9 protein-coding genes are annotated in these 17,389 nt (G+C 48.3%); 1 reads left to right on the forward strand and 8 read right to left on the reverse strand.

Annotation, left to right across the window (positions count from 1 at the left end):
• Positions 1 to 17 precede the first annotated feature (17 nt).
• The 8 genes from HMPREF9944_RS08690 to HMPREF9944_RS08725 form a co-directional block, all read right to left on the reverse strand.
• Positions 18 to 1,661 (reverse strand): RagB/SusD family nutrient uptake outer membrane protein, encoded by a 1,644-nt coding sequence (locus HMPREF9944_RS08690; protein ID WP_008565814.1) that lies wholly within the window; start codon positions 1,659 to 1,661, stop codon positions 18 to 20.
• A gap of 20 nt (positions 1,662 to 1,681) precedes the next feature.
• On the reverse strand, positions 1,682 to 4,648 hold the full coding sequence (locus HMPREF9944_RS08695; protein WP_244861146.1) for a SusC/RagA family TonB-linked outer membrane protein: 2,967 nt from the start codon (positions 4,646 to 4,648) through the stop codon (positions 1,682 to 1,684).
• Positions 4,649 to 4,655: 7 nt separating this feature from the next.
• Positions 4,656 to 6,221, reverse strand: coding sequence for a BACON domain-containing protein (locus HMPREF9944_RS08700; protein ID WP_008565816.1), 1,566 nt, complete (start codon positions 6,219 to 6,221; stop codon positions 4,656 to 4,658).
• Positions 6,222 to 6,241: 20 nt separating this feature from the next.
• A complete protein-coding gene (locus tag HMPREF9944_RS08705; RefSeq protein ID WP_008565817.1) occupies positions 6,242 to 7,237 on the reverse strand; it encodes a BACON domain-containing protein in 996 nt (331 codons plus the stop codon).
• Between the two features lie 227 nt (positions 7,238 to 7,464).
• Positions 7,465 to 9,057, reverse strand: a complete 1,593-nt coding sequence (locus tag HMPREF9944_RS08710) for a protein regulator of cytokinesis family protein (protein ID WP_244861147.1) — start codon at positions 9,055 to 9,057, stop codon at positions 7,465 to 7,467.
• Positions 9,058 to 9,081: 24 nt separating this feature from the next.
• The gene (locus HMPREF9944_RS08715) at positions 9,082 to 10,905 is read right to left on the reverse strand and encodes a CocE/NonD family hydrolase (protein WP_008565819.1); all 1,824 of its coding nucleotides are present in this window, start codon (positions 10,903 to 10,905) and stop codon (positions 9,082 to 9,084) included.
• A gap of 530 nt (positions 10,906 to 11,435) precedes the next feature.
• A complete protein-coding gene (locus tag HMPREF9944_RS08720) occupies positions 11,436 to 12,779 on the reverse strand; it encodes an MFS transporter (RefSeq protein WP_008565821.1) in 1,344 nt (447 codons plus the stop codon).
• Positions 12,780 to 12,979: 200 nt separating this feature from the next.
• Positions 12,980 to 14,005, reverse strand: a complete 1,026-nt coding sequence (locus HMPREF9944_RS08725; RefSeq protein ID WP_044113563.1) for a LacI family DNA-binding transcriptional regulator — start codon at positions 14,003 to 14,005, stop codon at positions 12,980 to 12,982.
• Positions 14,006 to 14,291: 286 nt separating this feature from the next.
• On the opposite strand from HMPREF9944_RS08725, the gene HMPREF9944_RS08730 reads away from it, so the two are divergent.
• Positions 14,292 to 17,381, forward strand: a complete 3,090-nt coding sequence (locus tag HMPREF9944_RS08730) for a SusC/RagA family TonB-linked outer membrane protein (protein ID WP_044113564.1) — start codon at positions 14,292 to 14,294, stop codon at positions 17,379 to 17,381.
• Positions 17,382 to 17,389 lie beyond the last annotated feature (8 nt).

The raw sequence follows: 17,389 nt of genomic DNA on the forward strand, positions 1-17,389 counted from the left end.
TATACTGAGATTCCCGTTTAATATCCGGGATTCTGTTTCAACTTCTTGTTTGCTACAAAGGCCTCGGCCGGAAGAGGAAACAAGTTTTTGGTGGCATCTGAAGCGGTATGCGCCCACCAGTCTTCGGTAGACCAAAGCCCCAAGCGTATAAGGTCGGTACGCCTTCTGCCCTCGCCCAAGAATTCTATCATCCACTCGTCTGCCAAACGATAGACATCAAAGTCATCGGGGACGGGATTGGGGTCGACATTATGATTGAAGTTGCGTTTGCGAACGGTGTTAATCAGTTGGGCCGCTTCGGCTTTTTTACCGGTTCGCCAATAGCATTCAGCTAGCATGTAATAGATTTCCGTAAGGCGGATAACAGGGCAATCGGGATTCCAAAGCAGGTTGATGTCCGTTTGGTTTGGAATAGGTGCTTTTACCAATCTGATGCCCGAATCTTCTGACCCGGCCAGCATGTCGGAATGCGTTCCCTTCACGTTGATATAGTCTTGGAAAGTCAAAGGCTGTCCCGATTTATCGGTCACGCCCACCACATGCTGCCCCGTTTGCGGATTGGTCTGGTCACCTACGCAAAACATTCCGCGATAACGTTTACCTCCTAAGTAGACATAAGGTTGCTTACGCAGGTCGGCATCGTTGAATTTCTCGTAAGTGTTACCCAACTTCCAGCGTGTGTACACTCCCGAATGGGCGTTCTCGCGCGATGGTGTCAGACAGAAACCGTTAAAGCAAGACGCAGGGAATGACACGTTGAAGTAGACTCGTGAATTACCATGGTAGAAGTAGCGGTAATACCAATTCCACTCTACCTTCGAGTTCTCTGAAGGTACGTTCCAAATGGCTTCGGGCGATTTATCGTTATCAAAGCCGTGTGGTCCATACCAAGTGTTGTCTAATGCGTATGTGCCGTAAGTTCCTGCAAGCAAGTCCTTACAAATTTTCGCACAAGCCTCGAAGTGCTCTTCGCCTATGTAGCTTTTGGCGTTGAAATATAGCTGGGCCAGCATCGCAGCTGCAGCACCTTGCTTGATGTAACCATCTTGGCTTTGATTTAGCGATGTTCGCTTGGTGAGGTGCGGAATGGCCTTTTGCAGAAGTTGCTCTATATATTCGAAGGTTTGCTTGGCCGTCGAGCGCCCCACAACGCCATCGTTCACCGAGCGATAAATGGGCATTCCTCCAAAGTAGTCGAGTCCGCGCATGTAGAAATAAGCGATGATGGCATTAAGCTGATTGAGCTGGTCTTGTTTTGCCTGTTCGTTCATACCGATAGCCGTGTAGTTTACTGCGCTAAGGTCTTCATAGGCCTCGAGTGCACGGGCTATTCCACCCACAGTTCCATTATAGGTGTTGGTGATGAAACGGTCGGTTGGTGCCCAGGTATGTTCTTGTAAACGAATGTATTCTCCGTTATTGTAGAAATCACTGCCACGAGTCGGGCACGTCATTTCATCAGATGTCAACTCCTGCAGATACCATCTGTCGGCCCCTATATACCATTTCCAGTGCGTAAAGGGGCGAGAAAGAATGGCGTATGTATTCTCTGGGCGCGTGATAAAGGTATCCGGAGTCACGCTGGAATAGAATTTCTCGCTCAGGTCGCATGCGCTGAGCAAGGAAGAGCAGATGATGATAAGGATACTTTTTGCTTTCATATTCGATATATAAAAAAAAGTTAGAATGTTAACTGCATGCCAAGCGTGCAATGAATGGTTTGCGGATAGGTGGTGTACGAACTACGTACGTATTCAAAACCGGGGAAAAGACCGTTGATGTTCACCTCCGGATTGTAGCCGTTATAGTTGGTGAAGCAAGCCACATCGCGCAATGTGAGATAAAAACGCGCACGCGATACATACTTATTAAATTTCGAAGCTTTGAGCGTATAGCCCAAAGTGATGGCATCAATCTTTAAGAACGTACCATCTGAGAGGAAATAGTCTGACGTAATACGTGTGTCGTTGATTTCCTTATTGTCAGTGTAGGCTATGCGTAGCACGTTATCAGACGATGCACTCTTTAATCCATGATAGAGATTGAGCTGGCTAAACACGTCGAACTTTATCCACGAACGCAACGATATTCCAAAATCGAAAGCACCATAAGTAAAATTATTGTCCCAAAAGAGTATTAATTTCGGAATGGCATTGCCCACATAATGCTTGTTGGCATCAACCAGATTATTCACGCCACCATTGCGTGCCGGGACTACATTACCGTCTTTGTCGTAGATAAGCCACTTACCGTTTGCATCCAGACCGGCATATTTGAAGAGCCAAAACTGGCCTATCCGCGCATTGTTCACTATCTTTGAGGCATAGCCCATCGACTGCGGGAAAGCATCGCCATAGAGATAAGACTCCGAGTCGCCAAGGTTCTTAATCCTCGTGGTGTTATGTGATGCACGGATTGTTGATGTCCAATTGAACTTTTTACCGACAAACACATTGCCGGAGAGTTCGGCTTCCCAACCCGTATTGGTGAGCGTGCCTACGTTTTTCATAATCGTTGGATAGACCATTGGCGGCATCGACGCGGGAACTTCAAAGAGCATGTCATCAACACGACGATGATAGTAATCGAATTTTCCGTAGATGCGATTGCCAAACAGAGAGAAATCGAGTCCCACGTCAAACTCTTTCTTTTCTTCCCATTTCAGATCGGGGTTGATGTTACGTGTAGAACCGTAGCCCGGTTGCCATATCCCGTTTGTGGGCCATAGGTCATTACTCTTATAAGTACGGACGGTATAGCCATTTCCAAAATCATTATTGCCCGTCACACCATAACCAACCCTTAGCTTTAAATCGTTTATAAATGTTACATTTTGCATGAATTTCTCCTTGCTGATGCGCCAACCGGCCGACACAGACCAGAAGTTTCCCCATCTGTTATTCTTGCCAAACCTTGAACTTCCTTCACGTCGATAGCTCAGGGTTGCCATATAAAGGTCGTTATAACCATAATTGGCCCGACCGAAGAACGACAGCAATCGCTCGCGAGGTTGCTTATGCGACCCCATACTTGCATAGCCATCGCTGAGATCAGTACCGGCACTCATATCCCAAGGACCAATACCGTCGACCGTGAAGTTGGCGTTACTCATACTGAAGCTCTCACCGTTCGTTTCATAAAAGCTCCATCCTAACACACCGTCAACACGATGTGTGTTGTTGAACTCATGAATATACGAAGCATAGCTTTCGAAGGTTTTGTTCCACGTTTTAGAAAAAGAATGATCGGCCTTGCCACGCTTATTCGAAGTGATACTCCAAAGATGGTCTTGTGAATAATAGTTATAGCTTTGGTATTCGCGCTGGTCTATGGCCATTGTTCCTTGAACAGAGAGACCTTCAAGGAGGTTAATCTTGAGGGTTGCATCACCCAACAGCCACTTGTCTGTTCCCTTATAGTCTTGCAATTCTATGTCGGCAACAGGATTCCATGTCGTACCGGAGAAACCAAGAGTGTTGACATTGTACTTCGTAGGACGGTTAGGATCCATCAAAGGTATCGTCGGATTAAGCATAAGGGCCTCTTGAAAGGAGTTAGAACTGTTACGTCTGTCACGGTCGGTTTGCCGTACTTGCAACTTCATTGTCAGTTCGGCTTTGCCATCAAACAACCGGTATCGACCGTTCAATCGTGCCGAATAATCGGTGCGGCCATCACCAATCACAATACCTTTCATGTCTTGATACATCAGTGAAGAATAGAGTTGCAATGCCTTGTTTCCACCACTTGCAGTCAAAGTATGCCGTTGCGAGAAAGGTGTATCACGTGTAAGCGACTTATACCAATCGGTGTCGTAGCCATAGTCTTGCCCCAGACCATACTCTATATATTCTTTAGACGACAGCATATCGAGGTGTTTGCGCACGCCTTCTACCGACAATTCACTATTGTATGTTACTTTCACCTTGCCTTCTTGGGCTTGTTTCGTGGTGACAAGTATCACACCAGCTGCAGCGCGCGTACCATAAATGGCACCTGCCGAAGCATCTTTCAATACATCGATTGATTCAACATCTTCTTGATTAATGGCCCGAAGGTCTCCGCCAGGAATACCGTCGATAATCACCAACGGACCTTTCCCTGCATTGACCGAAGCTACGCCACGTAACTGATAACCATTAGAGGCATTCGGACTGGCACTGCCCGATATGGTGAGCCCCGACACTTTCCCTTGCAAGGCTGTGGCAATGGTGGAGCCACCTAAACCCGAGATAAGGTTATCTCCTTTGATGGATGTGATAGAAGAAGTAACGCGTTTCTTCTCCATGGTACCATAACCCACCACAACAACATCCTTCAACATCTTGGCATCTTCCACCAATATCACCTTGAACGAACGCTTTTTCTCCACTTTAAACGTTTGGGATGCAAAGCCGACATAACTTACTTGAAACTTGCCTTTATCGTCTATTTCCATACTGAAAAGGCCGTCTACGTTGGTTGTAACACCATTTGTCGTGCCCATTTCCACAACCGACGCACCCATGATAGGCTCTCCTTTCTCGTCGGTCACGGTCCCAGAGATTTTCACACGGTCGGCAAATGCACTTATAGATAACAGGCATAGCCACACGATACATATTATTTTATGGAGGCTCATCGTTTGAGTTGTTTTATATTTTGCCATAGTTTTCTTATCCATTTATGTTTACGCGAGTCAGTTTGATGTTATCCAAGAACCAACGGTGATAGCCCGAAGTCTTCCATTGCGTAGAACGAATGATTATTTTCGTGCTTGCCGTGACCCCTTTGATAGTCACTTTGTGGCTATTCCATTGCCAATTCTTCGTTTTATCAGCATTGTTTATGGGTACGAACGCAGCACTTAACAAGGGCGTCTCGCCACCAACGACCCTACCGTCGCCTTCTATCTCTACGGTAATGGTAACGTTATCGGTACCGTTTTTAGCAATATCGAAAGACAATTCTACGTTTGCCATCTTGCCTGTTGCTATTGAAGACAGCAGATTATGGAGCATAACGCCCGTCTGATTATTCTTTCTGCCCATCTTGATATATCCATCGGCTACATACAAACAATTACCAGTCGGGTTAACATCATTGAGCTTTTTCTCGAATTCGGCTTTCACCGCGGTGAACTCCGCCCCATGAACAGGAATGGTCTTAGACTGAGAGCCGTCCACGCTTCCCACTTGGTCTTGACATAAATTGGGATATAACAGAGCCACTTGATGTGCCCAATCGAAACTTTCCTGAAAGTAAACGTGTCCCACAGGCTTATCGTCGGGTTGCAATCCTTGTTCTCCGTCTTGCGACAATGCAATGGATCCCTCCACACCATGTGCCGAGACCAATATCACTTCGCCATTACGCGGCTTCCCCGAATTGGCAGCTGCCGTTATGCGCATTACCGTATTCCCTGCCAGACCCTGCGTGGGCGAACAGGTAATCCACGTAGGCTTCGCTTTCACCGTCCATGCTTCCACTGCCAAAATGTTGATAACAGGTTGCATGCCATCGATGGTTGTGATGCCTGCTTTTGCCAATTGCAACGACGTTGCAGAAAGCTTCAAAGCCTCGGCTCCCTGCGTAACCCGCACCTTCTGCGATATCTCGCCGGCCTGAATCACAATCGTAGCCGTGCGTTGTACCTTGGCCAGGTTAGCTTCTACGGTGAGTGTAATCTCCGCTTTGCCTGCTTCGCCCTCCATTATTGATGGAGTTATCCAACGCTCTTGCTCTGTTAGCACCATCTTCCATGGATAATTGCTTTTCAGTTTCAACACGGGCGACATACCCTTATCGGTCAGCCCCAAAATATTCAACGAAAATTCTTGGGGCGTTAGCTGCAGGTTCTCCTTCAGACGATGCTGGAATACTGAAACTTGTTCGGGCTTGCCGTTGGCTAATTCCAATTCGATGTAGCCCACTCTGTCATGTCCCGTTAGGTTCTTGGTCCCGGTAACGCTAATCGTTATACGCCCCCTACTGCCTTGGGTATGACTGACCTGCACCCAATCGGGCTTCGAAACGATTTGCCAATTGTCGTTGGCTCCCAATTCGAACATACCCGGTTGCCCTGCTTTTGTCAAACCATCGTACTGCAATTCGATATCGCTTTCTGAAGCCGAGATGAAAGCATCCATATTCGTTTCAGACGAACAACCCGACCATACGCTAACCAATAGGGCCAGGCAAACATGCAATAGGGCGTATTTTATATGCTGTGTTTTCTTCATTTGGTGTTCTAATTTAAGCTTTACTTTTTGAATTCTTTCAATTTTATGTCGTCAAGAAACCAACGGCAATACTTATTTTTACCACCTCCTGCCGTATGAATGGCAAGCCGTGTCGTCGCACTGAACCCATAGACCTTCACTTCCATTGGATTCCAAGCCCATGTGTTGTTGGGATACATCACTTCACTACGCTTCACATTGGGGTCGTCGGCCGAAAGAGAGCCTGTACCTTCCGTTATTTCCACGACGAGAGGAACGATATCCGGGCCACTGCCATCTGAACAAGTGGCAAACGTGAGTGAGGCATTGGCCGTATCGGTCATTGATAAGGCCGGTAGAACGACACCACTGTCATAATATCCGTTCGAATTGAAGTGAATGTAATGTGCATAAGCGCTGATGCAATTCTTTGCCGCATTCCAATCGGTTAATCCTGTGGCGGCCCATGCGGCTTTCAGCTTTTCATCGGTTACACTTGTGCGATTACTATTGCCTGCCCCGGCCGCAACGGGGTCGGAGTTAGGTTTCGCAAAGGGCTTGGCCCAGTCGAAGTTCTCTGAATAAAAGGTACGTAACTTGGCTTCCTCGGCCGGATCTTGAAGGGTCTGCCTCACCATAACCGTTTCTTGTAATCCATGACTTTCTACTGTGAAGTTCCCAACACGAATGCTGTTGCTCTGATTTTCATCGGCCACAATGGTCACAATGGCCCATCCTGCACCTTGCGGCCTGTCTACACGCAACCACGTTTGGTTACTCGTGATTCCATAGCCCTTGTTGGCCGTCACTTGAAAGGTGGCCTGACTGCCATCGGCAAGTGTTCCGGTCTTGGCTATCTCTATCACTGCAGGCGTAACTTTAAGCCTTGGCACGGCTTCGTCGGCCTTATCGTCCATGCTACAAGCAACGATGGACAAGCCACACAACAATAACACACCCAGTCGTGCAAGTGTAGACACATGACGTGTTGGACTTGAACATACAAAGGCTGCCTTTTTCGTTTTCCAGTTTTTCATCTCATTATTTTTAGGTTTTAAACGATCAATAGCTTGTTTGCCGCTTCATATCTGAAAGCGACATACAAAGATGGTAAAAAAACAGCGGTTTTAAAACCCCTTATCCATAAAAAGTAAACACATAACGATGCTGAAAAGCAACAACCCTTTTATATTCAAGCTTTTATAAAAAGCCATCATTGTTAAAAATATAAATGCCATGTAAACACCAACCGGGTCAATTTGGCCTACATTCTACCTATTTCTCGCAGGCGTTGTGCGAACAATTCCTTATCAATAAGCGTGGCAGCACGAAACCTTGCGCGGTAATTATAGATGGTATGGATAGAGCAATGCAAGAACTCGGCTATCTTTCTGCTGTCGTCAATGCCCAATCGTATGAGTGCAAATATGCGCAGTTCGGTCGTCAATCGGGCTTTGTCTTTTCTGAAAACACGGGCTTCGGGCACGAGCATCGCATTGAACTCGTCGATAAAACGAGGGAAAAGTGAAAGGAAAGTGGCGTCGAACTGAGCATAAAGTTCGTTCAGTTCGCGGGTTTTAAGCTCGGTTGTCCGGGTTTGTTCGTACAGTTCTTTCTGTTTACCGTTCTTCAATTGGCGGTTCACCTCCTGCCGGAACTTATCCAACTTGTTCACATATGTGTTGCAACTATTCAGGAAACGGCCGATATACTCCTCTTTAATGCGATTGGCATCGTTCAGACTTTGGTTGGCAGTTTGCAGGCTTGCATTGAGCTGATGCAGCCGTTTTTTTTGCCGATAAAGATAGAAAAACAGCAAAAGAAGCAATAAGAACAACACGCCCATGGCACATAATGCCATGCTGAGGTAGGTGTTAGACCTTCGTATCTGCTGCTGATAGTTGTTGTCGATCATTGACAAGAGGGGCGAAAAGGTCCACGTTCGTCTACGAGTGTTGAAGTGTTTGTTGCATTGCCATGCAAAATGTACGTATCGAAATGACCGTTCTTTCTCGCCTTTCTTTTGCAGATAACGCGACAAGAACAGCAACGAGGCTTGGTCCATCACACCATTGCGCACATCAATAATAGCCGACTTGATGAGGCACGGAATGGCTTCGGCCTCGCGATGGGTTTGATGGTATATCTGATAACGGTAGAAATAAACGATGGCAACCTGATGCGAGCTCGCAGGTATGGCCTTCAACCAAGCGTCGTTCAGGCGCAGTGCCCGTGCAAAGTCGCCCGCCCCGATGGCCATTTTCTCTTCAGTCATTCGGTAATCATCGTCGTTTGGTGTTCCGTATGCAAACAATGCGTCGCGATGGCTGTGTGCCTTTTCGGAATAAAGCCGTTTGGTATCGGCCAAATTCGAATGGTTTGCCATCTCTTCGTAGGCAAAATAGCAGGCTTTGTGGTAGTGATAGCGTTCTTTGGGCGTGCGAACCGATAGCGGAGGTATATCGTTGAGCAACGTAATGGCCTCTGCATAATAGCCCACACGGGCGCAACACTCGGCGATAAGTTCGTTACACAGACTTGCACGGGCTATGTCTCCACCCTTCGAAGCAATAGCCACACATCGCCTGAGATAATGAATGGCCGAGTCGTTCTGATAGGCCTTGTTCTCTACGTACAGTGCAAAGGCTGCCGCATACTGCTGTTCGGGGCGTCGTGCCCGATGATATGCATCGCGCAGCCGCTGCAACTTGCATTCTTTGGCAGCGACAACAGAAGGCGACTCGGCTATGGCTTGGTCGAGTTCGCGATACAATTGCGAAAGGTTGTCTGCTCTTCCGCCCGTGCAAAGGGCAAGAAGCAGCAGCATAAAGGATATTCTATACGTTATGAATGTCATGGGTAAAGGGGCATACACAGGGAATTATGGCCTTAACACCGGCAATATCAGCTTCGAAGCATGCGTGGCATCATGGAAGATACGCACCGTCGTCGGCACGAAATCGCCCGGCCTGCAGCGATAGATATTCACGAACTGCTGCGGATTGCGGTCGGCCAAGGGGAACCACGAGCTTTGTATTTGCACCATGATGCGGTGACCTTTCGGGAATGTATGTGCCACATCAGCCAGAGAGAACATGATGCTTGCCATCTTATTTGGCGCAAAAGGCTCGGGCTTTGTGAAGCTGTTGCGATAGCGTCCACGCATGATGTCGCCCCTGACGAGCATCTCATAGCCCGCTTGTTTGCTGTCTTCGTCGGGAAACACGTCAATCAGCTTGACAATATAGTCGGCATCGGTGGTCGATATGCTGGTACTTAGGTCTATTTCTATCGGTCCGCACAGGGTTAAAGCTTCTGTCAAGGGCGACGTGGAGAAGCAAATCACGTCGTTGCGACGCGACGCGAAACGTTGGTCTTCCACCATATAGGCGGCATCTCTGTTCCTATCAATCCGGTTGGTATAAGGAACGGGGTGCGCAGGGTCCGACAGATACTGGGTGTACGACAGCTTCTCGCGTGGCTTTTCAAAGCGCAATGCACCGCCTTTGTGCAGATATATCGGTGTTAGAACAGTCTTCTCGGCAGGCAGTTTGGCAAAGGTGCGCCAGCTATTCTCACCGGTAAAGAACAGCGTTACGGGCGGAAAGTCCATCGTTCCCACATGGTCGAGGTAGTAATCGAAGAAGCGTTGCTGCATGGAGCGAAACCGTTCGCTCAGGTCTTCATGACCAAACGACATCTCTCCCAGCCTGTTTGCCCCCTTGGCATGCCAGCCTCCGTGCCTCCAAGGCCCAATCAACAAGTATAGCGGGGCCTTTTGGCGTGCAGCCAAAGCCTTATAGCTGCCCCATGTGCCGTAAAGGTCTTCGGCATCAAACTGTCCGCCGACCACCATCACGGGTATATCGATTGCCTTGTATGCTTGGATTGGACTCCTCTGCTGCCACCATTCATCGTAATCGGGGTGCTTGAGCATGGCATTCCAAAAGGGCAACGAGTCGCGTTGCAAGGCCGACAGCCCGCCAATGGTTGCCGTGCGGAGGAAAAACGAATACTCATCGGTGAAATAATAGGGTTTCAAGCCCTCCACTTTCTGTGAAGGTTTGGAGCGATAACGCCCGAATCCCCAAAGAAAACGAAAGGCATCCGTCAGCATCAGTGCCCCGTTATGGTGTACATCGTCGCCCATGAACCAGTCACCGATAGGTGCTTCGGGACACACGGCCTTGATGGCCGGATGCTTACAAAGGGCAGCGGTGAGCGCATAATAGCCCAAATAGGAATTGCCCGTGAGCCCTATCGAACCGTTATTCCATGTGTTTTTGACCAACCACTCGGCCGTATCGTAGGCGTCGGTGACATCGTTGGCACGCTCTCCGGGCTGCAACACTACCGGACGCACATTTTCGTATTCGCCCTCGCTCATGTATCTTCCGCGCACATCTTGCTGAACGATGATGTATTGCCGGGTCACATAATGTGCCAATTCCCCCTCGATTGCGCCGCTGAAAGACTCTCCATAGGGTCTGCAACCATAGGGGGTGCGAAACATGAGTATAGGGTGTCGCCGCGAGTTGTCCTTTGGTTCATACACGGCCGTATAGAGTTTCGCGCCGTCGCGCATGGCAATCATCACCTCGCGCTTGGTATATGTCTCGGCAACCTGCCCTTTCACATGAAGCGTCATGCTTAGTATTGCGAAACATAACGCGGTGTATCTCAATGAAATCCGTTTCACTTTCATTATTTTATGCTTTCAATCGATGCAAAAATACAAAAAAACAAACATATAAAGAAATTCCTCAAGCGGGATTATAGCAGGTCAATGCGAAATCACCTGCATGGACCCTCTTTTTCAATCTCAGCCATTTTGCCTTGCAATATGGCTGGAATTTGAGATGTGAGTGGCAGATATGGCGGGGTAGGGACGCACGGTTCGTGCGTCCGTTCCGGGTGAATGCCAAGCGAATGTATACGGCTGTTTGAGCGGACACATGAGCCTTGCATCCCTGCATTCGCTCAAATGATTTTTGTGTTTTCCCTATTGATAATCAATAACTTGCACTTTGTATTCCAATCTCTGCCATATTACCGCGCAACCTCAGCCATTTTACCGTGCAATATGGCTGAGGTTGCACGGTGAAATGGCTGGAATAGGCCGGCGATGTGATGCGTCTTGCGGCACAGAACGGAAAAAGGAGGGGCTATATGGCCCCTCCCTGCATGCAAAGGTTGCGGATTTCGCAATCTGTTGCACATTGACATGAAAAGTATTTACTGCTTTCCTTTGATTGCCGTCACGCTAATGGCACCCAACAGCAGGCAAGCGGCGGCCACAAACATCATGTTGGTCTGGTTCGATCCTACCAATGTGAGAATGCTACCACCGCAGATTGCCGCGATGATTTGGGGCATACAGATAGTTCCGTTGAACAATCCAAGGTAGGCACCCATGTGCCCATAGCCCTGAAGGGCATTGGTAACGAAGGTGAAAGGCATGGCCAACATGGCCGCCCAAGCGCAACCGATGAGCACGAAAGCAATGAACTGAACATACGGATGACTGATGAATGGCACCAAGGCGAAGCCGATTCCGCCGAGCACAAGGCTCAAACCATAACCCAATTTCCGGTTTTTGAACTGCGGAAGCACCATGGCCCAGATTACACTTCCGATGGCTTGGACGGCATAAAGAATGCCGACCCAGTTTCCGGCCACCTGATATGCCTTGGTGGATGTGGCTTCGGGCGACATCATGTCAACGCCCCAACAAGTGTCGGCAATGGCTCCGTTGGTGTAGGTCCACATATACATGAAGGCAGCCCAACAGAAGAACTGCACCAATCCCACGCGCCAGAAGGTGGCAGGTGCCTTTTTCAACAGGGTAATCCAGTTGCTTTTCTCCTCCAATTCGGGCTCTTCGGCCTCGTCAACGCTGTTGTATTGAGCATATTCCTCGGGGTTCCACTCCTTCACTTTGACCGTGGTATAGAGCACACATAGTATCAATATGGCCGCTCCGATATAGAAAGACCAAATCACGGAGTCTGGAACAACGCCCGGAGCTGCCGTGATTGCCACGCCAATGGCAGTGAAGAAGTAGGGGAAAACGAAGCCCGCTACACTGCCGGCATTGCAAAGAAAGCTCTGAATACTGTAGGCCAAGGCCTTTTGTTTTTCGTTGACCATGTCGCCGACAAGCATCTTAAAGGGTTGCATGGCCATGTTGATGCTGGTGTCAAGGAACATCAGTGAGACCAGACCAAAGGTCATTGCGGCACTCAATCCCAGTCCGAATGAACCGGCATTTGGCAGCAGACACATCACGAGTACGGCGATAGCGGCTCCTATGAACAAATAAGGTACGCGACGACCGAAGCGACACCACATCTTGTCGCTCAGTGTTCCGACCACGGGTTGCACGAGAATACCCATCAACGGTGGCAGAATCCAGAAGTAACTCAGGCTGTGTGGGTCGGCACCGAGCGTGGCAAAGATGCGCGAAATGTTTGCACTTTGCAGGGCGTAGGCTATCTGTACGCCGAAAAAACCGAAGCTGAGGTTCCACAATCCCCAGAACTTCATGTCGGGTTTTTGTTTACTTTGAACGTTGAACATTGGTGTTTGAACTTTGAAGATTGATGTTTGAACTTTTATTCGCTTTGAACTTTGAACATTGACCTTTATGACATGTTGCCTTTGTTTTTAGATTTATATATTTCCTTTCCATATTTTTATTCCTTTCTTTTATTCAAGTCATATCATAAGGTTCAATGTTCAAAGGTCAAACTTCAAAGATTAAAGGTCAAGGTTCAAAGTCATCGCGTTGTTCCCCGCACGATCAGGCGAGTTCTTACCACGCGTTTTTCGACTTTGTCTGAAGGAATCGAGCCTTCGACCTGACCAATCAAGATGTTCGCGGCCTCCTCTCCAACGACGAAACCGCGCTGCTCTACGGTCGTAAGCATGGGGTCGCAGGCTATCGCCCTCTCCCCGTTTGTAAAGCCACAGATGCTGATATCCCGCGGAATATCGAAGCCCATGCGCTTCGCTGTGTAGAGGATTCCGATGGCTGTGTCGTCATTCACGGCGAAGAAAGCATCGGGATGGTCATCTTCGTTCAGCAATTCGGGCGTGATTTGTTCGGCATCTGCACGGTTGTCACAGTGTTTGATGAACCGCTCTTCGGGCTTTAATCCGTTGTTCACCAAGGCATCATGATAGCCGTTATAGCGGTTTTTCGTAATCTCGAGCTTCATGGGAGTGCCGTAGAAAGCTATCTTTTTGCACCCCGTTCCAATGAGATGGTTCACCGCAGTATAGGCACCCATGTAGTCATCTACAACCACTCTGCTGCAATTAATGCCTGTACAAATGCGGTCATAGAACACAACTGGCACGCCACGATCCATGAGATTGCTGAAGTGTTCGTATTTGGTTGTGTTCTTGGCTTGCGAAACGATGATGCCACAAGCTTTGTTTTCAGAGAACGATTTGCATATTTCTACCTCGCGTTCATACCTTTCATTGCTCTGTGCCACCATGATTCTGTATCCCCGGGCAGATGCTTCTTCTTCGATACCGCTAAGGATTGAGGAGAAATAAAAATGCGTTAACTGAGGTATAATGACTCCGATAAGCTTCACAGGTTTCGTGCGACTGTTGCGCAAACTCTCTGCAATGACGTTGGGAAAGAAGTTATGTTCTTGTGCAAAAGCCTTGATTCTTGTACGCTTTTCCATGCTGATGCGTGGGCTGTCTTTAAGCGCACGAGACACCGTAGCCACAGAAACGCCAAGCTCCCGAGCTATGTCTTTCATTGTTATAGGCGCAGATTCTTTCATGGTTCACGTCAGTTATGCAGCAAAGATATGCAAAACTACTAAATTTTATTTTAGAAAACAACATTTAATTTGCAAAAGATTGCGCAAACGTTTGCATTTATTAAAGAGCAGATTTAACGTTAAAATATTACAACGTAAGGTGAAGTGAACTACTTTTGTAGCATCAACCTTGGTGCAATATAGCATGGCATGAACACGAAAACCTAAGCAAATACGACACAAAAGGGTTGACCTAAATGACGAAAACTGAACCAATATATTAACGTTAACTTAACAATCAAAGCAAATGATGAAGCAGGTAAAATTCAAATTGCCGCTAAGGGGCTGGGCCATCGCTGGTGGTTTGTTCCTTTCGGCAGCGGTCTTTGCACAGTCAGGAACTGTCAAAGGTCATGTCAAAGATGCTTCCGGAGAGCCTATCATCGGTGCCACGATCATGGCAAATGGTAAGCCTGTGGGCGTGACCGACCTCGATGGAAACTACACAATCAATGTTCCTAAGGGCACAGAAATCACAGTTACCTATGTAGGAATGGCTCCTAAGAAGGTGACTGCGGCTGAAAACCTTACGATAACTCTCGAAGATGACAACAAAACCTTGAACGAAGTGGTGGTCATCGGCTATGGTGTTGCGAAGAAATCAGACCTGACCGGCTCTGTGTCGGCATTGAAACCCGACAGCAAGAACAAGGGTCTCGTGGTGAACCCGCAGGACATGATCTCGGGAAAAGTGGCCGGTGTGAGCGTCACCAGCAATGACGGAACGCCCGGTGGCGCAGCAACGATGCGCATTCGTGGCGGCTCTTCGCTGAATGCTTCCAACGATCCGTTGATCGTTATCGACAATGTTCCTATTGATAATACGGAAGTGAAGGGTGTCTCGAATATCCTTTCGAGCATCAACCCGCAGGACATTGAGAGCTTCAATGTGCTGAAAGACGCATCGGCAACGGCCATCTATGGTTCGCGTGGCTCGAATGGTGTCATCATTATCACCACGAAAAAGGGGCGGAAAGGGCAGGCTCCGCAGGTTTCCTACAGCGGGAGCTTCACCTTGAGCACCCATAAGAAGACCTTAGACGTGATGGATGCCGATGAATACCGCACGTTTGTGCGCAATCTATTCGGCGAAAACAGCGACCCATATAAGGCACTTGGCACGGCAAACACCGATTGGCAAAAGGAGATTTTGCGCACCGGTTTGGGCCATGACCACAATGTCACGGTGTCAGGTTCGGCCTTTGATGTGCCCTATCGCGTGTCGGTTGGCTACACCAAGCAGCAAGGTATTGTCAAAACCTCAAGTTTTGAACGTGTCACAGGAGCCGTAAACCTGAACCCGTCTTTCCTGAATGACCACCTGACATTGAACCTTAATGGTAAGGGAATGTATGCCCATAGCGTGTTTGCCGACAAGGCTGCCATCTCCAACGCGGTCAGAATGGACCCGACGCAAGACCCTTATCGCTACACATCAGCCTATCATCGTGCGCTATTTGGCAACGATATGGCAAAGACATTGAATAACTTCGGCGGCTATTTCGAGTGGACAACGAGTGGAATCGACGACGATAAAGATGCTTGGCCATTCTCTTTCAACAGTACCGGCCCGCTGATGAACCCGCTTGCCGTGCTGAATACGCGCCGAGAAAGTGCTTATAGCCGCGAGTTTATCGGTAGTGCTGACATTGATTATAAGGTACATGGCTTCGAAGACTTGCGCTTGCATGCCACCTTAGGAGCCGACGTTGCAAAGGGAACGCAGCACAGAAACGCATCTCCGGCATCGCCTCAATTCATCTATTACGGCAGTTATGGCTATGAAACCATCTTGAAGCGCAACCTCTCTTTGAGCATGTATGCCCAATATTTCCATGATTTTAACGATAAACTCAAGAACCATTTCGACATCATGGGCGGCTATGAGTGGCAGCATTTCTATAATACCAAAGACAACGATTACATCGGTTACTACTCATCGACCATCACAACGAACGATAAGAACGGTAAACCATTGCGCAATACTGCCCGTCCTCACACGCCTTATGAGTTTGCAACAGAGAACTATCTGGTGTCTTTCTTCGGCAGAGCCAACTGGAGTTTGATGGATCGTTACTACATAACGGCCACCGTTCGCGATGATGGTTCGTCACGATTCAAAGACCATTGGTCCGTATTCCCGTCGTTTGCGTTTGCATGGAAGGTCAACCAAGAGAATTGGTTGAAGCCGGCAAGCTGGCTGTCCGACCTTAAATTGCGATTGGGTTGGGGTAAAACCGGTCAGCAAGATGTAAAGAGTGACTATGCTTGGATACCCACTTACTCGATCAATACGGGCACAGATAGCTTCTATCCGCTGGTGGGTGACGGTACTCTTTACCGTCCGAATAACTTCACACCCGACCTGAAATGGGAGACAACCACAACGTATAACGTCGGCATTGACTGGGGCATTATGGACCAAAGACTAAGCGGTACGTTGGATTGGTACTACAGAAAGACGACCGATTTGCTGAACTATGCCCCCGTGATGGTGCTGTCTTCCTTCCGAAATCAGGCTTGGCAAAACATCGGCGACCTGTCGAATACGGGCTTCGAAGCCACGGTTAGCTGGAAAGCCATACAGACAAAGGACTGGTTTTGGACCTTGGATTACAACCTAACTTACAACAAGAACAAGATAACCAACCTGTCCGGAGTGAGCAGCGACGGCTCTCCTGTGCCCAATACCGACATAAAAATAGGTACGGACAAGAACCTTGAATACAATCAAGTGGGCCATCCGGCCAACTCATTCTATGTCTATCAGCAGGTGTACGACAAGAACGGGAACCCCATCGAGGGCGCAGTTGTCGACCGAAACCGTGACGGAAAAATCACCGATGCCGACAGATACTTCTACAAGAGCCCTGCGGCTCCGGTCATCATGGGCTTGTCTTCACGCCTTGAATACAAGAGATGGGACCTCGGTTTCGGTCTGCGTGCCAGCATCGGAAACTATGTTTACAACGGCGTTGCACAGAGTTTCAAGAACGTAAGCGCCAATGGTATTTGGTCACAAAGCCGATTGGTCAACACAACTTCGGCTGCTGTGGCACGCGGTTTCATCACCGACGACACCAAAAACACCGTTACCGACTACTGGGTAAAGAATGCAAGCTTCCTGAAATGCGATAATATCACCCTTGGATATAGCTTTAACCTCTTTAAGACAGGCAGCTACAAAGGCATTAATGGCCGTCTTTATGCCACGGCAAGCAATGTTTTCACCATAACCAAGTACGACGGACTCGACCCCGAAGTCTATAATGGCTATGATGATAACATGTATCCGCGTGCTTTCTCAATGATTTTCGGTGTCAACCTGAACTTCTAACCCTAAAA

It is taken from the genome of Segatella maculosa OT 289 (assembly GCF_000243015.1).
In the GTDB taxonomy this organism is placed as follows: Bacteria; Bacteroidota; Bacteroidia; order Bacteroidales; family Bacteroidaceae; genus Prevotella; species Prevotella maculosa.